Annotated in this window: 2 protein-coding genes; both read right to left on the bottom strand. The window is 75.4% G+C overall.

Annotated features, from left to right (window positions below; all coding sequences use genetic code 11):
* Positions 1–2: 2 nt before the first annotated feature.
* The gene (locus LRS74_RS22470) at positions 3–15518 is read right to left on the bottom strand and encodes a type I polyketide synthase (RefSeq protein ID WP_277742699.1); all 15516 of its coding nucleotides are present in this window, start codon (positions 15516–15518) and stop codon (positions 3–5) included.
* A 224-nt stretch (positions 15519–15742) separates the two neighbouring features.
* A complete protein-coding gene (locus LRS74_RS22465) occupies positions 15743–20707 on the bottom strand; it encodes a type I polyketide synthase (protein ID WP_277742698.1) in 4965 nt (1654 codons plus the stop codon).
* Positions 20708–20839: the final 132 nt, after the last annotated feature.

Raw genomic sequence — 20839 nt, 5'->3', positions numbered from 1 at the left:
GGTCAGTTGAAGCCGAGCTCGTCGTCGAGCAGATCGAAGATCTCGTCAGCGGTCGCGGACGCGATCTCGCGGTCCTCGGCCGCGCCGTCGGTTGCACTTTGCGTTTCGTTCCACTTCGACAGGAGATCGCGCAGACGGGCGGCGATTCCGGGGCGTTCGACGTCGTCGGGGCCGACCCCGGAGAGGATCGCCTCCAGCTTGTCGAGTTCCGCGTGTACGGACGGGAGCACGGAGTCCGCGCCGTCCACCACGAGTTCCTCGCGCAGGTATCCGGCGAGCGCGGTGGGCGTCGGGTAGTCGAAGATCAGCGTCACCGGCAGGCGCAGCCCGGCGGCCGCGCCCAGTCGGTTGCGCAGGTCCACGGCGGTGAGCGAGTCGAAGCCCAGGTCGAGGAAGCCCCGCCCGGCGTCGACGTCGTCCGGCCCGGCGTAGCCGAGCACGGCCGCCACCTGCGTCCGCACCAGGTCCAGCAGTTCCCGGTCGCGCTCGGCCTCCGACAGCCCGGCCAGCCGCTCGGTGAGCGAGCCGGTGGCGGCGGGGGCGCCGCCGGCGGCGGGCGTCTCCGCGGCCCGCCGCGCGGGGGTGCGGACCAGGCCGCGCAGCAGCGTGGGCAGCATCCCGGCGGCGGCCTGGGCGCGCAGCGCCCCGGTGTCGAGCCGGATCGGGACCAGCACCGGCTCCGCCAGCGTGCCGGCCAGGTCGAACAGGGCCAGGCCCTCGTCCTGCGGCAGCGCCGCGTAGCCGCCGCGCTGCATCCGGGTCACGTCGGACTCGTCCAGGCTGCCCGCCATGCCGCCGGCCGCCACCCACAGGCCCCAGGCCAGTGAGGTGGCGGGCAGGCCGCGGGCGGCGCGGTGCCGCGCCAGGGCGTCCAGGAAGGTGTTGGCCGCGGCGTAGTTGCCCTGCCCGGCGCTGCCGAACACGCCGGCGGCGGAGGAGAAGAGCACGAACGCGGACAGCTCCAGGCCCTCGGTGAGCTCGTGCAGGTTCCACGCGGCGTCCACCTTGGGTCGCAGCACCGCGTCGAGCCGCTCGCCGGTGAGCGAGTCGATCACACCGTCGTCCAGCACACCCGCGGTGTGCACCACCGCGGTCAGCGGATGCTCGGCCGGGATCGCGCCGAGGAGCCGCTTCAGCGCCTCACGGTCGGCGGCGTCGCAGGCCGCCCAGGTGACCTCGGCGCCCAGCGCCGTCAGCTCGGTGGCGAGTTCGGCCGCGCCGGGGGCGCGTTCGCCGCGCCGGCTGGCCAGCAGCAGGTGGCGTACGCCCCGCTCGGCCACCAGGTGGCGGGCGAACAGCGCGCCGAGGGTGCCGCTGGCGCCGGTCAGCAGGACGGTGCCGGCCGGGTCGAACTCCGGCGCGGTGCCGGTGTCCTGGGCCGGGACGCGGGCCAGCCGGAAGGCGTGCGCCGTGCCGGAGCGCAGCGCGAGCTGCGGCTCTTCGGCGCCGAGCGCAGCGGGCAGGGCCCGCCGCGAGGCGTCGGTGGCGTCGGTGTCGACCAGGACGAGGCGTCCGGGGTGCTCCGACTGGGCGGTGCGGACCAGGCCCCACACGGTGGCGTGGGCCGGGTCGGCGAGCTCCTCGCCGGCGCCGGCGGCGACGGCGCCGCGGGTGACGAACACCAGCCGCGCGTCCTCGAACCGGGGTTCCGTCACCCACGCCCGCACCAGCTCCAGGGCGTCGCGGGCGGCGGCGCGGGCGGTCTCGGGCAGCTGCGGCCCGGTGCCGGCCGCGGCCAGCGGGACGAAGACGACGTCCGGGACGGCCCCGTCGGCGGCGGCCAGCGCGGCCAGGTCGGCATAGCCGTCCAGGGTCCGGCCGACGACGGCGAACGGCTCGCCGCCCAGCGCCGCCCAGCGCTGGCCGAGCGGCACCTCGCCGGTCTGCTCCGCGGGCAGCGGCAGCGCCGTCCACTCGGGCCGGAACAGCGACTCATGGTGCGCGGTGCGCGCGGCGTTCAGCTGCTCGGCGGAGACCGGGCGCAACACCAGCTGGTCGATGGAGGCGACCGCCGTGCCGGTGGCGTCGGCGAGCTGGAGCGCCACGCCGCCGTCGGCCGGCCGCAGCCGGACCCGCAGCCCGGCGGCGCCGGCGGCGTGCAGCCGCGCCCCGGTCCAGGCGAACGGCAGCCGCGCGCCCTCGCCGGAGCCGTCCAGGCCCAGCGCGTGCAGTGCCGAATCCAGCAGCGCCGGGTGCAGCCCGAACTCACCGGCCTGGGTCTCGAAGCCCTGGGGCAGCCGGACCTCGGCGAACAGCTCGTCGCCGGCGCGCCAGGCGGCCGTCAGGCCCTGGAACACCGGGCCGTAGCCGAGCCCGGCGGCGGCCGCGCCCGGGTAGAAGTCGGCGGTGTCGAGGGCGGTCGCGCCGGCGGGCGGCCAGACGTCCGGGAAGGGCTCGGCGGGGGCCGCCGCGCCGGGGGCCAGGAAGCCGGTGGCGTGCCGGGTCCACGGCTCGTCGGCCTCGGCCTCCTCGCGGCGGGAGTGCAGGCTCAAGCCCCGCCGCCCGGCCTCGTCGGCGGCCGTCAGCTCCAGGCGCAGCTGTACGGCGCCCTGTTCGGGCAGGACCAGCGGCGCCTGGAGGGTCAGCTCCTCGACGGTGTCACAGCCGGCCTCCTCGCCGGCGCGCAGCGCCAGCTCGACGAAGGCTGTGCCCGGCAGCAGCACGGTGTCCATGACGGCGTGGTCGGCCAGCCACGGGTGGCTGCGCAGCGACAGCCGGCCGGTGAAGACGAAGCCGCCGGTGTCGGGGAGTTCGACCGCCGCGCCCAGCAGCGGGTGGCCCGCCATCTCCAGGCCCGCGGACGCCACGTCCTCGGCGGAGATGCCCACGTCCAGCCAGTAGCGCTGGCGCTGGAACGGGTAGGTGGGCAGGGCGGTGCGGGTCGCGCCGGTGCCGGCGTAGAAGGCGGCCCAGTCCGGGGCGACGCCCCGTACGTGGGCCAGGGCCAGGGCGGTGGCCAGCGTCCGCGCCTCGGGACGGCCGGTGCGCAGCGCGGGCGCGAAGGCCGTGTCGCCGGCGTCCGCGGCGTCGGTCAGGCACTCCTCGGCCATCGCCGAGAGCACGCCGTCCGGGCCGAGTTCGAGGAAGGTGGTGACGCCGGCGGCGTGCAGGGCGCGCACCCCGTCGAGGAAGCGCACGGCCTCCCGGACGTGGCGGACCCAGAACTCCGGCAGCCGGATCTCGTCGGCCGTGACCACGGCGCCGGTCAGGTTGGAGACGATCGGGATCTTCGGGGCGTGGAAGGTGAGGCCCTCCGCGAGCTTCCGGAAGTCCGCGAGCATCGGCTCCATGAGCGGCGAGTGGAAGGCGTGGCTGACGGTGAGCCGCTTGGTCTTACGACCCTGCGCCTCGAAGCCGCTCGCGATCTGCAGAGCCTCGTCCTCGTCACCCGCGATCACCACGGACCGCGGGCCGTTGAGGGCCGCGACGCCGACCCGCTCGGTGAGCAGCGGCAGGACCTCGTCCTCCGTCGCCTGGACGGCGATCATCGCGCCGCCGGCGGGGAGTTCCTGCATCAGCCGGCCGCGGGCGGCCACCAGCTTCGCCGCGTCCGCCAGCGAGAGGACGCCCGCCACATGGGCGGCGGCCAGCTCGCCGATGGAGTGGCCGGACAGGTAGTCGGGCCGCAGGCCCCAGGCGGTGACCAGGCGGTAGAGGGCCACCTCGACGGCGAACAGGGCGGGCTGGGTGTAGCCGGTGCGGTCCAGCAGCTCGGCGTCGTCGCCGAACAGCACGTCCTTCAGCGGCCGGTCCAGGTGCCGGTCCAGCTCTCCGCAGACGGCGTCCAGCGCCTCCGCGAAGACGGGGAAGGCGGCGTACAGCTCACGGCCCATGCCGAGCCGCTGGCTGCCCTGTCCGGTGAACAGGAACGCCACCTTGCCCTCGGTCGCCACGCCGCGCAGCACCTGCGCCGGGTCGGCCTCGCCGCGCGCCAGCGCGTCCAGGGCACGCAGCGCCTCGTCGCGGTCGGCGACGACCAGCGCGGCCCGGTGCTCCAGCGCCGCGCGGGTGGTGGCCAGCGAGTAGCCGAGGTCGGCCAGGCCGGGCAGGTCGTCGCCCGCGGTCTCCGACCGCTCGCCGATGTGGGCGCGCAGCCGCTGGGCCTGGGCCCGCAGCCCGTCCTCGCCGCGCGCCGAGAGCAGCACGGGCACGAAGGGCAGCCCGGTGCCGGCCGCGGGGGCCTGCGGCTCGGCCGCGCCCTCGGTCGGGTCGGCCTCGGGGGCCTGCTCGATGATGGCGTGCGCGTTGGTGCCGCTGATGCCGAAGGAGGAGACGCCGGCCCGGCGCGGGCGCTCGGCGCGCGGCCACTCCCTGGCCTCGGTGAGCAGCTCGACGGCGCCCGCCGTCCAGTCCACGTGCGGCGAGGGCTCGTCGACGTGCAGCGTCTGGGGCAGCAGTCCGTGCCGCATGGCGAGCACCATCTTGATGACGCCGGCGACGCCGGAGGCGGCCTGGGTGTGGCCGAGGTTGGACTTGACCGAGCCGAGCCACAGCGGGCGCTCCGCCGAGTGGTCCTGGCCGTAGGTGGCCAGCAGCGCCTGGGCCTCGATCGGGTCGCCCAGCGTGGTGCCGGTGCCGTGCGCCTCGACCACGTCGACCTGGTCGCCGGTGAGCCGCGCGTTGGCCAGGGCCTGGCGGATGACGCGCTGCTGCGACGGGCCGTTCGGCGCCGTCAGACCGTTGCTCGCGCCGTCCTGGTTGACGGCCGAGCCGCGGACGATCGCCAGCACCTCGTGGCCGTGTCGACGGGCGTCGGAGAGCCGCTCCAGGAGCAGCATGCCCGCGCCCTCGCCCCAGCCGGTGCCGTCCGCGGCGCCGGCGAAGGACTTGCAGCGGCCGTCGGCGGCGAGCCCGCGCTGCCGGCTGAACTCGATGAAGGTGCCGGGGGTGAACATCACGGTGACGCCGCCGGCGAGGGCCAGCGAGCACTCGCCGTTGCGCAGCGCCTGCGCCGCGAGGTGCAGCGCCACCAGCGACGAGGAGCAGGCCGTGTCGACCGTGACGGCCGGGCCCTCCAGGCCGAAGGTGTACGCGACGCGGCCGGAGACGACGCTGCTGGAGCTGCCGGTGCCGAGGTAGCCCTCGACCTCCTCCGGCGCGGCGTGCAGCCGCGAGCCGTAGTCGTGGTACATCACGCCGGCGAAGACGCCGGTCTGGCTGCCGCGCACCGACAGCGGGTCGATGCCGGCCCGCTCGAACGCCTCCCAGGAGGTCTCCAGCAGCAGCCGCTGCTGCGGGTCCATGGCCAGCGCCTCACGCGGCGAGATGCCGAAGAACGCCGGGTCGAACTCGGCGGCGTCGTGCAGGAAGCCGCCCTCGCGGGCGTAGGAGGTGCCCTGGGTCTCCGGGTTCGGGTCGTAGAGGGCGTCCAGGTCCCAGCCGCGGTTGTCGGGGAAGAGCGAGATGCCGTCGTCGCCGGCGGCGATCATCTGCCACAGGTCCTCGGGGGTGCGCACCCCGCCCGGGTAGCGGCAGCTCATGGCGACGATGGCGATCGGCTCGTCGTCGCCGACGGCCGCCACGACCGGTGCCGGGGCGAGCGCCGCGGTGCCGGTGCCGGTGCCGACGAGCTCGGTCCGCAGGTGGCGGGCGAGGACGGTCGGGTCCGGGTAGTCGAAGATCAGCGTGGCCGGGAGCCGCAGCCCCGTCACCGCGTTGAGCTGGTTGCGGAGTTCGACCGCGGTGAGCGAGTCGAAGCCCAGTTCCTTGAACGCCCGACCCGAGCCGATGGTCTCCGCCCCGGCGTAGCCGAGCACGGTCGCCACCTGGCCGCGGACCAGGTCCAGCAGCATCCGCTCCTGCTCGTTCTCGCTGAGCCCGGCGAGCCGCCCGGCCAGCCCGGCCTCGCCGCCGGCGACCCCCGCGGCCTGTGCCGCACGCCGCACCGGGACCCGGACCAGGCCGCGCAACAGCGGCGAGATGGCGCCCGAGGCGGCCACGGCGCGCAGCGCCGCCACGTCGACGCGCATCGGCACCAGCGCCGGCTCGGGCATCCGCAGGGCGGTGTCCAGCAGGGCCAGTCCCTCGGCCACCGGCAGCGGCGGCAGACCGGCGCGCCGCATCCGGCTGATGTCGGCCTCGTCCAGGGTGCCGCCCATGCCGCCGCCGGCCCACAGGCCCCAGGCGAGGGCGGTGGCGGGCAGGCCACTCGCCCGGCGGTGCGCGGCCAGCGCGTCCAGGAAGGCGTTGGCGGCGGCGTAGTTGCCCTGGCCCGGGCCGCCGAAGACGCCGGAGGAGGACGAGAAGAGGACGAACGCCGCCAGGTCCAGCTCGCGGGTCAGCTCGTGCAGGTTCCAGGCCGCGTCCACCTTCGGGCGCATGACGCGGTCGACGCGCTCGGGGGTCAGCGAGCTGATCACACCGTCGTCGAGCACACCGGCGGTGTGCACCACGGCGGTCAGCGGGTGCGCGGCGGGGATGTCCGCCAGGACGGCGGCCAGCGCCTCCCGGTCGGCGACATCGCAGGCTGCCCAGGTGACGTCCGCGCCGGACTCGGCCAGCTCGGCGGCGAGTTCCGCCGCACCGGGCGCCTCGGCGCCGCGGCGGCTGACCAGCAGCAGGTTCCGCACCCCGTGCTCGGCCACCAGGTGCCGGGACACCAGCCCGCCCAGCGAGCCGCTGGCGCCGGTGACCAGCACCGTGCCGTCGGCGGCCGGACGGAACTCCCGCTCGGCGTCGGCGTCCACGGCCACCCGCGTCAGCCGCGGCGTGGAGGCGACGCCCGCGCGGAGCGCGAGCTGCGACTCGCCCGAGGCGAGGGCGCCGGGAAGCGCCCGGCGGGACAGGTCCCGCTCATCGAGGTCGACCAGCAGCAGCCGGTCCGGGTTCTCCGACTGGGCCGAGCGCAGCAGGCCCCAGACGGCGGCCCGGGCCACGTCGGGCACCGGCTCGCCCGGGACGGCGGCCACCGCGCCGGAGGTCAGCACGACCAGCCGGGAGTCGGCGAACCGGTCGTCCGCCAGCCACTCCTGTACCAGGCCGAGCGCCTCCGCGGCGGCGTGGTGCGCGGCGGCGGCCGCGTCCCCGTCACCGGTCGCGCCGGGCGTGACGAAGACGAACTCGGGGGCCTGGACACCCGCGTCGACCGCGGCGGCCAGGTCGGCGTACGCGGCGTACGTCGGGACGTCCGCGCCGAGGAGCTCGGCGGAGCCCAGCACGGCCCAGCGGCCCGCGGGGGCCGCCTCGGCGGCGCCGGTGAGCTCCGTCCACTCCATGTGGAAGAGCGACTCGTGGTAGGCGGTGCGGGCGGTCCGCAGCTGCTCGGCCGAGACCGGGCGCAGGCCGAGGGACTCGACGGCGGCGACCGGCGCGCCGGTCACGTCGGCGAGCTCCAGCCGGACGCCCTCGGCGCCCACGGGCGCCAGGTGGACGCGGAGCGCGGAGGCCCCGCTCGCGTACAGGGACACCCCGCTCCAGGCGAACGGCAGCCGGCCCGTGCCGTCGCTGACGCCGAGACCGCCGATGCCGATGGCGTGCAGCGCGGAGTCCAGCAGCGCCGGGTGCAGCCCGAAGCGGCCGGCCTCCTCCTGGGTCTCCTCGGGCAGCCGCACCTCGGCGAAGATCTCGCCGTCGCGCCGCCAGGCCCTGCGCAGGCCCTGGAAGTCGGGGCCGTAGGCGAAGCCGATGTCGAGCAGCCCCGCGTAGCGGTCGCCCAGCTCCACCTCGACGGCGTCCGCCGGCGGCCAGGCGCTCAGCTCGAACGCCGGCCCGGGCACCCCGTCGGCGGTCGCGAGCACACCGCTGGCGTGCCGGGTCCACGGCTCCTCGGCCGGAAGGTCCTCGAGGCGGGAGTGCAGCGACAGCGGGCGGCGGCCGAACTCGTCGGCGGCGGCGACCGACAGCCGCAGCTGGACGCCGCCCTGTGCGGGCAGCACCAGCGGCGCCTCCAGCGTCAGCTCCTCCAGGTGCGGGCAGCCCACCTGGTCGCCGGCGCGGATCGCCAGCTCCACGAAGGCCGTGCCCGGCAGCAGGACCGTGTCCATGATGGTGTGGCCGGCCAGCCAGGGGTGCGTCGACAGCGCCAGGCGGCCGGTGAACAGCACCCCGTCCGCGTCCGGCAGTTCGGCGCTCGCCCCCAGCAGCGGGTGCTCGGCCTCGCCCAGGCCCACGGCCGCGACGTCGCCGAGGTAGAGCGACGACACCTTCGGCCAGTAGCGCTGCCGCTGGAAGGCGTAGGTCGGCAGCTCGACGCGCGCGGCGCCGGTGCCGGCGAAGAACGCCGCCCAGTCCACGGCGAGGCCGCGGACGTGCGCCCGCGCCACGGCCGCGACCAGCGCCTCGGCCTCGGGACGGCCGGCGCGCAGCGCGGCGGCGAAGATCGCGTCCGCGCCCTCGACACACTCCTGCGCCATGGCAGAGAGGACGCCGTCGGGGCCCAGCTCCACGAAGGTGGTGACGCCCTGAGCCTCCAGGGCTCGAATCCCGTCGAGGAAGCGCACGGCCTCCCGGACGTGGCGCACCCAGAAGTCGGCGGTGGTGATCTCCTCGACGGAGACCAGAGCGCCGGTCAGGTTGGAGACGATCGGGATACGCGGAGCCTCGTACGACAGCGTCTCGGCCACCGCGCGGAAGTCCGCCAGCATCGCGTCCATGCGCGGCGAGTGGAAGGCGTGCGAGACGGTCAGGCGTTTGGTCTTACGACCCTGCTGCTCGAAGGTCCCGGCGATCGTGACAGCCGCGTCCTCGTCACCCGCGATCACCACGGAGGTGGGGCCGTTGAGGGCCGCGATGCTGACGCCCTGGGTGAGCAGCGGAAGGACCTCGTCCTCCGTCGCCTGGACGGCGATCATCGCGCCGCCGGCCGGGAGGTCCTGCATCAGGCGACCGCGGGCGGCCACCAGGGTGCAGGCGTCCTCCAGGGACAGCACACCAGAGACATGCGCGGCGGCCAACTCGCCGATCGAGTGACCGGAGAGGAAGTCCGCCTTCACGCCCCAGGCTTCGACCAGGCGGAAGAGCGCCACCTCGACCGCGAACAGCGCGGGCTGGGTGTAGCCGGTCTGGTGCAGCAGCTCGGCGTCGTCACCGAACACCACGTCCTTCAGCGGCCGGTCAAGGTGGCCGTCCAGGTGCGCGCAGACCGCGTCCAGCGCGTCCGCGAACACCGGGTACGCGTCGTACAGCTCACGGCCCATGCCCAGCCGCTGGCTGCCCTGACCCGTGAACAGGAACGCCGTCTTGCCGCCGTCCGCGGAGCCCGTCACCAGACCCGGCGCGGACTGGCCGGCGGACAGGGCCTCCAGGCCCGCGAGCAGGGCGTCGCGGTCGGCGACGACCAGGGCGGCCCGCTCCTCGAAGGCGGCGCGCCGGGTGGCCAGCGAGAAGCCGACGTCCGTGAGTGCGGCGTCCGGCTCCTCGGCCAGGTGCGCGCGCAGCCGCTCGGCCTGGGCGCGCAGGCCCTCTCCGGTGCGGGCGGACAGGACCACCGGCAGCGCGGCCGGGGCCGTGCCGCGGGCCGGAGCGGCCTCCTCGGCCGGGGCCTGCTCGATGATCGTGTGCGCGTTGGTGCCGCTGATGCCGAAGGAGGAGACGGCGGCCCGGCGCGGGCGGCCGGTCTCGGGCCACTCCACCGGCTCGGTGAGCAGCGCGATCTCGCCGGCCGACCAGTCGACGTGCGGGGTCGGCTCGTCGACGTGCAGCGTCTGCGGCAGCATCCCGTGCTGGATGGCGAGGACCATCTTCATGACGCCCGCGACGCCGGCGGCGGCCTGGGTGTGGCCGAAGTTGGACTTGATGGAGCCCAGGTACAGCGGCTGTTCGGGGGTGTGGTCCTGGCCGTAGGTGGCCAGCAGCGCCTGCGCCTCGATGGGGTCGCCGAGCTTGGTGCCGGTGCCGTGCGCCTCGACCGCGTCCACGTCCGCTGTCGTCAGCCCGGCGCCCGCGAGGGCCTGCCGGATCACGCGCTGCTGCGACGGGCCGTTCGGCGCCGTCAGACCGTTGCTGGCGCCGTCCTGGTTGACCGCCGAGCCGCGCACGATCGCGAGGACCGGGTGGCCGTTCTTCCGCGCGTCGGACAGCCGCTCCACGAGCAGCATGCCGACACCCTCGCCCCAGCCGGTGCCGTCGGCGCCGGCCGCGAACGCCTTGATCCTGCCGTCCGTGGCGAGCCCGCGCTGCCGGCTGAAGTCGATGAAGTTGCCCGGGGTGGACATCACGGTGATGCCACCGGCGAGGGCGAGGGAGCACTCGCCGCTCTGCAGCGCCTGGATCGCCCAGTGCAGGGCGACGAGCGAGGAGGAGCAGGCGGTGTCGACGGTGACCGCGGGGCCCTCCAGGCCCAGGGCGTAGGAGACCCGGCCGGAGAGCACGCTGGCCGCGTTCCCGGTGCCCATGAAGCCCTCGGAGCCGCCGGGGGCGGCGAGGATGACGGGCAGGTAGTCCTGGCCGTTGGTGCCGGCGAAGACGCCGACCTGCTGACCGCGCAGCGTCGCCGGGTCGATGCCGGCCCGCTCGAACGCCTCCCACGACGTCTCCAGCAGCAGCCGCTGCTGCGGGTCCATGGCCAGCGCCTCACGCGGCGAGATCCCGAAGAACGCCGGGTCGAAGTCGGCGGCGTCGTGCAGGAAGCCGCCCTCGCGGACGTAGGTGGTGTTCTCGGCGCCGGACTCCGGGTCGTAGAGCGCGTCGACGTCCCAGCCGCGGTCGGCGGGGAAGCCGGTGACCGCGTCCTGGCCCGATATGAGCAGCTTCCACAGCTCTTCGGGGGTGGTGGCGCCGCCGGGGAAGCGGCAGCTCATGCCGACGATCGCGATCGGGTCGTCGGCCACGGCCGCCACGGGGGCGGCGGGGCCGGCGGCGACCGGGCGGGAGCCGACGAGCTCCTCCTGGAGGAACTCCGCCAGGATGATCGGGGTCGGGTAGTCGAAGATGATCGTGGCGGGCAGCCGCAGCCCGGTGAGCGAGCCCAGCAGGTTGCGGATCTCGACCGCGGTCAGCGAGTCGAAGCCGAGGTCGCGGAAGGCGCGGGTGGGCTCGACGGTCTCGGGGCCGGCGTGGCCGAGGACGACCGCCACCTGGGTGCGGACGAAGTCCAGGGCGAGCGCGTCGCGCTCCTCCTCGGTCGCGGCGGCGGCCAGCCGCCGCGCGAGGGAGGACGCCTCGTCGGCGCCGTCGCCGTCGGCCGTCCGCGCCGCCTCCAGGGCGTGCCGCGCCTCGGGGAGGTCGGCGACCAGCGGGTTGGGGCGGATGGCGGTGAGACCGGGGCCGAAGCGGTCCCAGTCGATGTCCACGACCAGGGAGAAGGTCTCGTCCAGGTCGAGTGCGGTGCGCAGCGCGACGGTGGCCGGCTCGGGGGCGAGCGCGGGCAGTCCGGAGAGCCGAAGCCGCTCGGCGACCAGCTCGTCGGTGGCCATGCCGCCCTCGGCCCAGGCGCCCCAGGCCAGCGAGACGGCGTGCAGGCCCTCGGCGCGGCGCTGCTCGGCCAGCGCGTCCAGGTAGGCGTTGGCGGCGGTGTAGTTGGCCTGGCCGGCGGCGCCGAAGGTGGCGGCCATGGACGAGAACAGCACGAAGGCGCTCAGGTCCAGGTCGCGGGTGAGCTCGTGCAGGTTGAGCGCGGCGGTGGCCTTGGGGCGCAGCACGGCGGCCAGACGCGCCGGGGTCTGGGCGTCCAGGACGCCGTCGTCCAGCACGCCGGCGGCGTGCACGACGGTGGTCAGCGGGTACCGCTCGGGGATCGACGCCAGCAGCGCGGCCAGCGCGTCCCGGTCGGCGACGTCGCAGGCGGCGAGGGTGACCTCGGCGCCCAGCGCGGTCAGCTCCTCGCGCAGTTCGGCGGCGCCCGGCGCGTCCGCGCCGCGGCGGCTGGTGAGCACCAGGTGTTCGACGCCCTGGCCGACGAGCCAGCGGGCGACATGGGCGCCCAGGGCGCCGGTGCCGCCGGTGACGAGCGCGGTGCCGCGGCCGGTCCAGCCCGCGTCGGTGGTCTCGTCGGTGGTCTCGGCGTGCGGGGCGCGGGCGAGGCGGCGCACGAAGACGCCCTGCGGGCGGATGGCGAGGTGGTCCTCGTCGCCGAGGCCGGAGAGCGCCTCGGCGAGCCGGCCGAGGGCCCGCTCGTCGGCGGCCTCGGGCAGGTCGATCAGGCCGCCCCAGCGCTCGGGGTGTTCGTGGCCGACGGTGCGGCCGAGGCCCCACAGCTGGGCCTGGACGGCGCTGGTGAGCCGGTCGGAGCGGCCGGTGGAGACGGCGCCGCGGGTGACCGCCCACAGCCGGGCGTCGAGGTCGGCGTCGCCCAGCGCCTGCACGAGGGCGACGGTGCCGGCGAGGCCGGCGGTCAGCTCGGGGTGGTCGGTGTGCGGCCGCTCGTCGAGGCCGAGGAGGGAGAGCACGCCGGCGGGCGCGGTGTCCTCGGGCAGGGCGGCGCGGAGCCGCTCGGCGAGGTCGGCGCGGTCGGCGGCGGTGGCGTCCACGGAGAGCTGGGCGACGCGCACGCCGCGCTCGGTGAGCATGCGGACGGTCTCGGCGGGCCACGGGGAGTCGGCCGCGCCGGCCGGGGTGACGACGAGCCAGGTGCCGGTGAGCAGCGAGGGCTGGGCGCCGGTCAGCGGCTTCCAGGTGGTGCGGTAGCGCCAGCCGTCGACGGTGGAGCGGTCGTGGTGGCGCCGGCGCCAGGCGGACAGCGCGGGGAGCACGGCGCTCAGCGGCTGGTCGCCGTCGATGCCGAGGGTGTCGGCGAGGGCCGCGAGGTCCTCGCTGTGCACGACCTCCCAGAAGCGGGCGTCGGTGGCGCTGAGCGCGCCGGTCTCCGCCGGGTCGCCCATGTCGGCGAAGGGGTTGGACGGCCAGAAGCGCTGGCGCTGGAAGGCGTAGGTGGGCAGGTCGACGCGGTCGGCGCCGGTGCCGGCGTAGAAGGTGGCCCAGTCCACGGCCACGCCGCGGGTGTGGGCCTGCGCGAGGGCCTGGGTCAGGGTGCGGGCCTCGGGGCGGTCGTCGCGCAGGGCGGGGACGAACGCCACGGCGTGCGCCCTGGTGGTGGCCAGGCAGTCCTGTCCCATGGCGGAGAGCACGCCGCCGGGGCCGAGTTCGACGAAGGTGGTGACGCCGCGCGCCTCCAGGGCGCGGATGCCGTCGAGGAAGCGGACGGCCTCGCGGACGTGGCGGACCCAGAAGTCGGCGGTGGTGATCTCCTCGGCGGAGACCAGGTCGCCGGTGAGGTTGGAGACGATGGGGATCGTCGGGGCGTGGTAGGTCAGCCGCTCGGCCACCTCGCGGAAGGCGTCCAGCATCCCGTCCATGTGCGGGGAGTGGAAGGCGTGGCTGACGGCGAGCCGCTTGGTCTTGCGGCCCTGCGCCTCGAAGGCGGCGGCGATCGCGACCGCGGCCTCCTCGTCGCCGGCGACCACCACGGAGGTGGGGCCGTTGAGGGCGGCGATGCTGACGCCGTCGGTGAGCAGCGGAAGGACCTCGTCCTCCGTCGCCTGGACGGCGATCATCGCGCCGCCGGCCGGGAGCTGCTGCATGAGCTGGCTGCGGGCGGCCACCAGCGCGCTGGCGTGGGTCAGCGACAGCACCCCGGCGACATGGGCGGCGGCGAGCTCGCCGATGGAGTGTCCGGCGAGGAAGTCCGGCTTGAGGCCCCAGGACTGGACGAGGCGGAACAGCGCCACCTCGACGGCGAAGAGCGCCGGCTGGGTGTAGCCGGTCCGGTTCAGCGGCTCGGCGTCGTCGCCGAAGAGCACGTCCTTCAGCGGCCGCTCCAGGAAGCGGTCGAGCTGGGCGCAGACGTCGTCCAGGGCCTTGGCGAAGACCGGGTGGGTCGCGTACAGCTCGCGGCCCATGCCCAGCCGCTGGCTGCCCTGGCCGGTGAAGAGGAAGGCGAGCTTGCCCTCGGCGGCCAGCCCCTCGGTGAGGAGGGGGTGGCTCTGGCCCTCGGCCAGCGCGGCCAGGCCCGCGAGGAGTTCGTCGCGGTCGGCCGCGACGACGGCGGCGCGCCGGTCGAGGGCGGGGCGGGTGACGGCCTGCGAGTAGCCGAGGTCGACCAGGTCGGCGGCGGGCCGGCCCGAGGTCAGGTGGGCGTGCAGCTGGGCGGCCTGGGCGCGGAGCGCGCCCTGGTCCTTGCCGGACAGCACGACGGGGGTGAGCGGCGGGCGGGCGGCGGGGGCGGGGTCCGCCGCGTCCGCCGTCTCCTCGGCGGCGGGGGCCGGGGCCTCCTCGATGATGGTGTGCGCGTTGGTGCCGGACATGCCGAACGAGGAGACGCCGGCGCGCCGCGGCTGGCCGGTCTCCGGCCACTCCCGGGCCTCGGTCAGCAGCTCGATGTCGCCGGAGGTCCAGTCGACGTGCGGGGTCGGCTCGGTCAGGTGCAGCGTCTTGGGCAGCACGCCGTGCTTCAGCGCCATGACCATCTTGATGACGCCGCCGACGCCGGCGCCCGCCTGGGCGTGGCCGATGTTGGACTTGACGGAGCCGAGCAGCAGCGGCCGGCCCTCGGGGCGGTCCTGGCCGTAGGTGGCGAGCAGCGCGTCGGCCTCGATCGGGTCGCCGAGCGCGGTGCCGGTGCCGTGCGCCTCGACGGCGTCGACCTGGTCCGGGGTGAGCCGGGCGTTGGCCAGCGCCTGGAGGATGACGCGCTGCTGGGAGGGGCCGTTGGGCGAGGTGAGGCCGTTGCTGGCGCCGTCCTGGTTGACGGCGGTGCCGCGGATGACGGCGAGCACCGGGTGGCCCTTGCGCCGCGCGTCGGAGAGCCGCTCGACCAGCAGCACGCCGACGCCCTCGCCGAGGCAGAAGCCGTCGGCCTCGGGGGCGAAGGGCTTGGAGCGGCCGTCCAGGGCGAGGCCGCGCATCTTGCTGTAGTCGACGAAGACGCCGGGGGCGCACATCAGGGTCGCGCCGCCAGCCAGCGCCATCGTGCACTCGTTGTTGCGCAGCGCCTGCACCGCCAGGTGCAGGGCCACCAGCGAGGAGGAGCAGGCGGTGTCGACGGTGGCGGCGGGGCCCTCGAGGCCGAAGGTGTACGACAGGCGGCCGGAGGCGACGCTCGCGGCGTTGCCGGTGCCGAAGTAGCCCTCGAAGTTCTCCGTGGAGCTGAGGATCGCCGCCAGGTAGTCGTGGTTGCTGGTGCCGACGAAGACGCCGATCTGCTGGCCGCGCACGGACGTCGGGTCGACGCCGGCCCGCTCGAACGCCTCCCAGGACGTCTCCAGCAGCATGCGCTGCTGCGGGTCCATGCTCAGCGCCTCGCGCGGCGAGATGCCGAAGACGGAGGGGTCGAAGTCGGCGATCGCGTCGACGAAGCCGCCCTCGTGCACATAGCTGGTGCCGGGGTGGTCCGGGTCCGGGTGGTACATCGTGTCGACGTTCCATCCGCGGTCCACGGGGAAGTCGCTGACCGCGTCCACACCCTCGCTGACGACCCGCCACAGGTCCTCGGCGGAACGCACACCGCCGGGGTAGCGGCAGCCGATCCCCACGATGGCTATGGGGTCGTGGTTCTTGGCCTCCGCCTCACGCAGGCGAAGACGAGTCTGATGCAGATCCGCCGTCACGAGCTTGAGGTAGTCCCGCAGCGTCTCTTCATTCGCCATTTAACGCAACCCATTTACGGCAGACGGCATCGGAAAATAAGCAATTAGTCGACTTCTCGGCGAGAGGCTATGTCCGGGCTAACCCGCCCTACAACCCCTAACTGCCCCCTATCACCCCCTGGACGACCGGGGGATGATAGGGGGCAGCGGGAATACCGAGCCTTATACGAGAGTGCGGGAAATCCTGTCCGACTTCGAAAGGCACGTCAATAGCGAAATGTTCATCAGGCCCTTCCGAGCCCCTTGTTGATGAACGCGAAGAGCTCTTCGTCGCTGGCCGTCTGGAGCTCCTCGACCACCTCGGCGGCCTCGGGGGCCGGGGCCGCCGCGGCGGGGGTCGGCCCGGTGGGACCGGCGACCGGGCCCTCGTTCCACTTCCCGAGCAGCGACTGGAGCCGCATGGTGATCCGGGCCCGGGTGACGTTGTCCGGGGTGCTGCCGGCGATCGCCGCCTCCAGCCGGTCGAGCTCCTCCAGCACCGACGCTCCGCCGGCCGCCTCGTCCGGCACCACCTCGGCGCGCAGATACGCGGCCACGGCGGCGGGCGTGGGGTGGTCGAAGATCAGAGCCGCCGGCAGCTTGAGCCCGCTGGCGGCGCCCAGCCGGTTGCGCAGTTCGACCGCGGTGAGCGAGTCGAAGCCCAGCTCCTTGAAGGCCCGGCCGGCCTCGATGGTCGAGGCGTCGGCGTGCCCGAGGACCGCCGCCACCGCCGAGCGGACCAGGTCCAGCAGCACCCGCTCCCGCTCGGTCTCCGGCAGCCCGGCGAGTTGCTGGGCCAGCGCCGGCCCGGCGGCCCCGGCCTCGGCGGCCTCGGCCCGCGCCTCCTCGATGACCTGACGCGCCTCCGGCAGCTCGTGCAGCAGCGGGCGCGGCCGGTCGGCGGTGAAGGCCAGGGTGAACCGCCGCCAGTCCATGTCGATGACGGTCAGCGCCGTCTCGTCCCGGTCCAGCGCGTGCCGCAGCGCGGCGACGGCCGGCTCCGGCGCCATCTCGTTGATGCCGTGGCGGCGCATCCGGTCGCCGACCGCGCCGTCGACGGTGGTGCCGTCGCCCCACGGGCCCCAGGAGAGCGTGGTGGCGGGCAGCCCCTCGGCGCGTCGCCGCTCGGCGAAGGCGTGCAGATAGGCGTTGCCCGGCGCCTGGTTGCCCTGCCCCGGCGCCCCGAAGACCGCGGAGAAGTGCGAGAAGAGCACGAAGGCGGAGAGCTCCAGGTCGCGGGTGAGCTCGTGCAGATGACGGGTGGCGTCGACCTTGAGGCGCAGCACCCGGTCCATCTGGTCCGGCGTCAGCCCCTCGATCACCCCGTCCTCGATCACCGCGGCGGTGTGCACCACGGCGGTCAGCGGCCGCTCGGCCGGGATCTCCGCGAGCAGCGCGGCCAGCGCCTCCCGGTCGGCGACGTCGCAGGCGGCGAGGGTGACCTCGGCGCCCAGCGCGGTCAACTCCTCGCGCAGCTCGGCCGCGCCCGGCGCGTCGGCGCCGCGGCGGCTGGCGAGCAGCAGGTGCTCGGCGCCGTTGCGGGCCAGCCAGCGGGCCACCTGTGCGCCCAGCGCGCCCGTGCCGCCGGTGACCAGCGTGGTGCCGGCCGGCCGCCAGTCCCGTACGGCCGGGGTGTCGGCCAGCCCGGCCCGCACCAGCCGCGGTCCGAAGACGCCGGTGGCGCGGATCGCCACCTGACCCTCATCGCCGTCGCCGGCGAGCACCCCGGCCAGCCGGCCCAGCGCCCGCTCGTCCAGGGACTCGGGCAGGGCCGGGAGGTCGATGAGTCCGCCCCAGCGCTCCAGGTGCTCCAGGGCGGCCACCCGGCCGAGGCCCCAGACCAGCGCCTGCTCCGGGGACTCCAGCCGGTCGGAGCGGCCGGTGGAGACGGCGCCGCTGGTGGCGCACCACAGCGGGGCGGCGAGCTGGGCGTCGCCCAGGGCCTGGATCAGCGCCAGCTGCGCGGCGGCGCCGGCGGGCAGGGCCGCGTGCCCGGGGAGGGGGCGTTCGTCCAACGGCAGCAGCGACAGCACGCCGTGGCACGCCGCGTCGTCCCCGGCGAGCTCGGCGCGCACCAGGGCCTCCAGGGCCTCCCGGTTGGTCGCCGTGGCGTCCACCGTGATCCGCCGTACGTCGGCGCCCCGCTCGCCCAGCGCGGCGGCGACGGCCGTCGCGCGCTCGTCCTCGGTGTCCGGGGCGACCAGCAGCCAGGTGCCGGAGAGCCGCGCGGCGGCGCCCTCGGGCAGCGCCTTCCAGGTCACGCGGTAGCGCCAACCGTCCACCGCGGACTGCTCGCGGGCCTGCCTGCGCCAGGAGGAGAGCGCCGGGAGTACGGCGCTGAGCGGCTGGTCGCCGTCGACCGCGAGCTCCTGGGCCAGCGCCTGCCAGTCCTCGCGCTCCACGGTCTCCCAGAAGCGGGTGTCCACCGGGTCGGCCTGCGCCGCACCGGCCGCCCGCGCGGGCGCCGCCTCCGGCCAGAACCGCTCGGTCTGGAAGGCATAGGTGGGGAGTTCGACGCGCCGGGCGCCGACGCCGCCGTAGACGGCGTCCCAGTCGACCGCCACACCGCGCGTCCACGCCTCGCTCAGCGAGGTGAGGAAGCGGTCGAGGCCGCCCTCGTCGCGGCGGAGCGAGCCCAGGGCCGCGGCCTCGCTGCCCGCGTCCTCGGCGGTCTCCTGCACGCCCATGGTCAGCACCGGGTGGGCGCTGGACTCGATGAAGGCGCCGAAGCCCTCGTCCAGCAGGCGCCGCACCGCGCTCTCCAGCTCGACGGTCTGACGGAGGTTGGTGAACCAGTACGCGGCGTCCAGCTCCGGGCCCTTGACCCACTCCCCCGTCACCGTCGACAGGAACGGCACCTCGGCCGCCCGCGGCGTCACCGGGGCGAGGAGCTTCAGCAGCTCGTCGCGGAGCAGCTCCACCTGCGCGGAGTGCGAGGCGTAGTCCACCGGCACCTTACGGGCCCGGACCTCGTCCGCCTCGCAGGAGGCGATCAGCTCGTCCAGCGCCTCCGGCTCACCGGAGACCACCACGGAGGACGGGCCGTTGACGGCCGCCACCGAGATACGGTCCTCGCCCCACGCCGCGATCCGCTCCCGGACCTCGGCCACCGGCAGGGCGATCGACACCATGCCGCCCTTGCCCGCCAGCCCCCGACCGATCGCCTGGCTGCGCAGCGCGACCACCCGCGCCGCGTCCTGAAGGGACAGGATCCCCGCCACACACGCGGCGGCGATCTCACCCTGCGAGTGGCCGACCACCGCGTCGGCGCGCACGCCCAGCGAGCGCCACAGCTCCGCCAGAGAGACCATCACCGCGAACAGCACCGGCTGGACCACGTCCACCCGCTCCAACGACGGCGCACCCTCGACACCCCGCAGGACGTCCACCAGCGACCAGTCGCAGAACTCCGCCAGCGCGGCGGCGCACTCCTCGATCCGGGCCGCGAACACCGGCGAGGCGTCCATCAGCCCGACCGCCATCCCCGCCCACTGGGAGCCCTGACCGGGGAAGACGAAGGCGACCTGGCCGTCGACGGCCGAACCCTGCACCACACCGGGCGCCATCGAGCCGGCGGCCAGCGCCTCCAGCCCGGTCAGCAGCGCGTCGCGGCCCTCGCCGACGATCGCCGCGCGGCGCTCCAGGGCGGAGCGGGTGACGGCGAGCGAGTAGCCCACGTCCACCGGGCGGGCGCCGGCGTCGGCCGCCAGCCGCTCCAGCAGCTTGGCGGCCTGCGCGCGCAGCGCCGCCTCGCCCTTGCCGGAGAGCACCCACGGCAGCACGCCCGGCTGCCGCGTCGGCTCCTCGGCGGCGGCCGGCTCCTCGGCCGGGGCCTGCTCCACGATGGCGTGCGCGTTGGTGCCGCTGAAGCCGAAGGCGGAGATGCCCGCGCGGCGCGGACGTCCGGTCTCCGGCCAGGGGGTGGCCTCCCGCGCGAGCGCCACCGAGCCGGCGGCCCAGTCGATGTGCGGGGAGGGCTCGGCGATGTGCAGCGACTCGGGCACCACGCCGTGGCGCATGGCGAGCACCATCTTCATGACGCCCGCGATGCCCGCGGCGCCCTGGGTGTGGCCGATGTTGGACTTCACCGAGCCCAGCAACAGCGGCTGGTCGGCGGGGCGGTCCTGGCCGTACGTGGCGAGGAGGGCCTGCGCCTCGATCGGGTCGCCGAGGGCGGTGCCGGTGCCGTGCGCCTCGACGACGTCCACATCGGCGGCGGACAGCCGGGCGTTGGCCAGGGCGCGCCGGATGACGCGCTGCTGGGAGGGGCCGTTGGGCGCGGTCAGCCCGTTGCTGGCGCCGTCCTGGTTGATGGCGGTGCCGCGGACGACCGCGAGCACCTTGTGGCCGTGTCGACGGGCGTCGGAGAGCCGCTCCAGGAGCAGCACGCCCACGCCCTCGGCCGGCCCGAAGCCGTCGGCGTCGGCCGCGAACGCCTTGCAGCGACCGTCCTGGGAGAGCCCGCGCTGCCGGCTGAACTCGATGAACAGGCCGGGCGTGGACATCACGTGGACGCCGCCGGCCAGCGCCAGCGAGCACTCCCCCAGCCGCAGCGCCTGCACCGCGAGGTGCAGCGCCACCAGCGAGGCGGAGCAGGCGGTGTCGACGGTGACCGCCGGGCCCTCCAGGCCGAACGCGTAGGAGACCCGGCCGGAGAGCACGCTGGCGGAGTTGCCGGTGCCCAGGTGCCCGCCGAAGTCCTCCTCGGCGTCCAGTGCCACCGACAGGTAGTCGGAGGCGTTGATGCCGGCGAAGACGCCGGTCTGGCTGCCACGGAGGGCGGCCGGGTCGATGCCGGCCCGCTCGAACGCCTCCCACGAGGTCTCCAGCAGCAGCCGCTGCTGCGGGTCCATCGCCATGGCCTCGCGCGGCGAGATCCCGAAGAAGCCGGGGTCGAAACGGGTGGCGTCCTCGAGGAACCCGCCCTCCCGGGTGTAGGTGGTGTCCGGGGTGTCCGGGTCCGCGTCGAACAGGTTCCGCAGGTCCCAGCCGCGGTCGGCGGGGAACTCCGTCGCCGCGTCGCCGCCGGCGGCCAGCAGCCGCCACAGCTCCTCGGGGGTGCGGATGCCACCGGGGAACCGGCAGCTCATGGCCACGATGGCGATCGGCTCGCGGGCCTGGTCCTCGAAGCCCTGAAGTCGCCGGTACGCCTCGTCGAGTTCTGTGGTGACCTTCTTCAGATACTCGCGGAGCTTTGCTTCATTCGCCATGTGGCGTTTCCTCTTCGCGTGCGGTGAATCGTCGGGGTGGTCTGTGGGGTGGTGCTGCCGCGCTTCGGGCCGCCGAGTCTCCCCCGTGGTGCGGGCCGGGGCGTTTCCCCCGGCCCGCACGGATTTCTCAGC

The organism is Streptomyces sp. LX-29 (genome assembly GCF_029541745.1).
In the GTDB taxonomy this organism is placed as follows: domain Bacteria; phylum Actinomycetota; class Actinomycetes; order Streptomycetales; family Streptomycetaceae; genus Streptomyces.
Note: the sequence above shows the minus strand (reverse complement) of the source record. Positions and strands in the feature narration are given on the sequence as shown.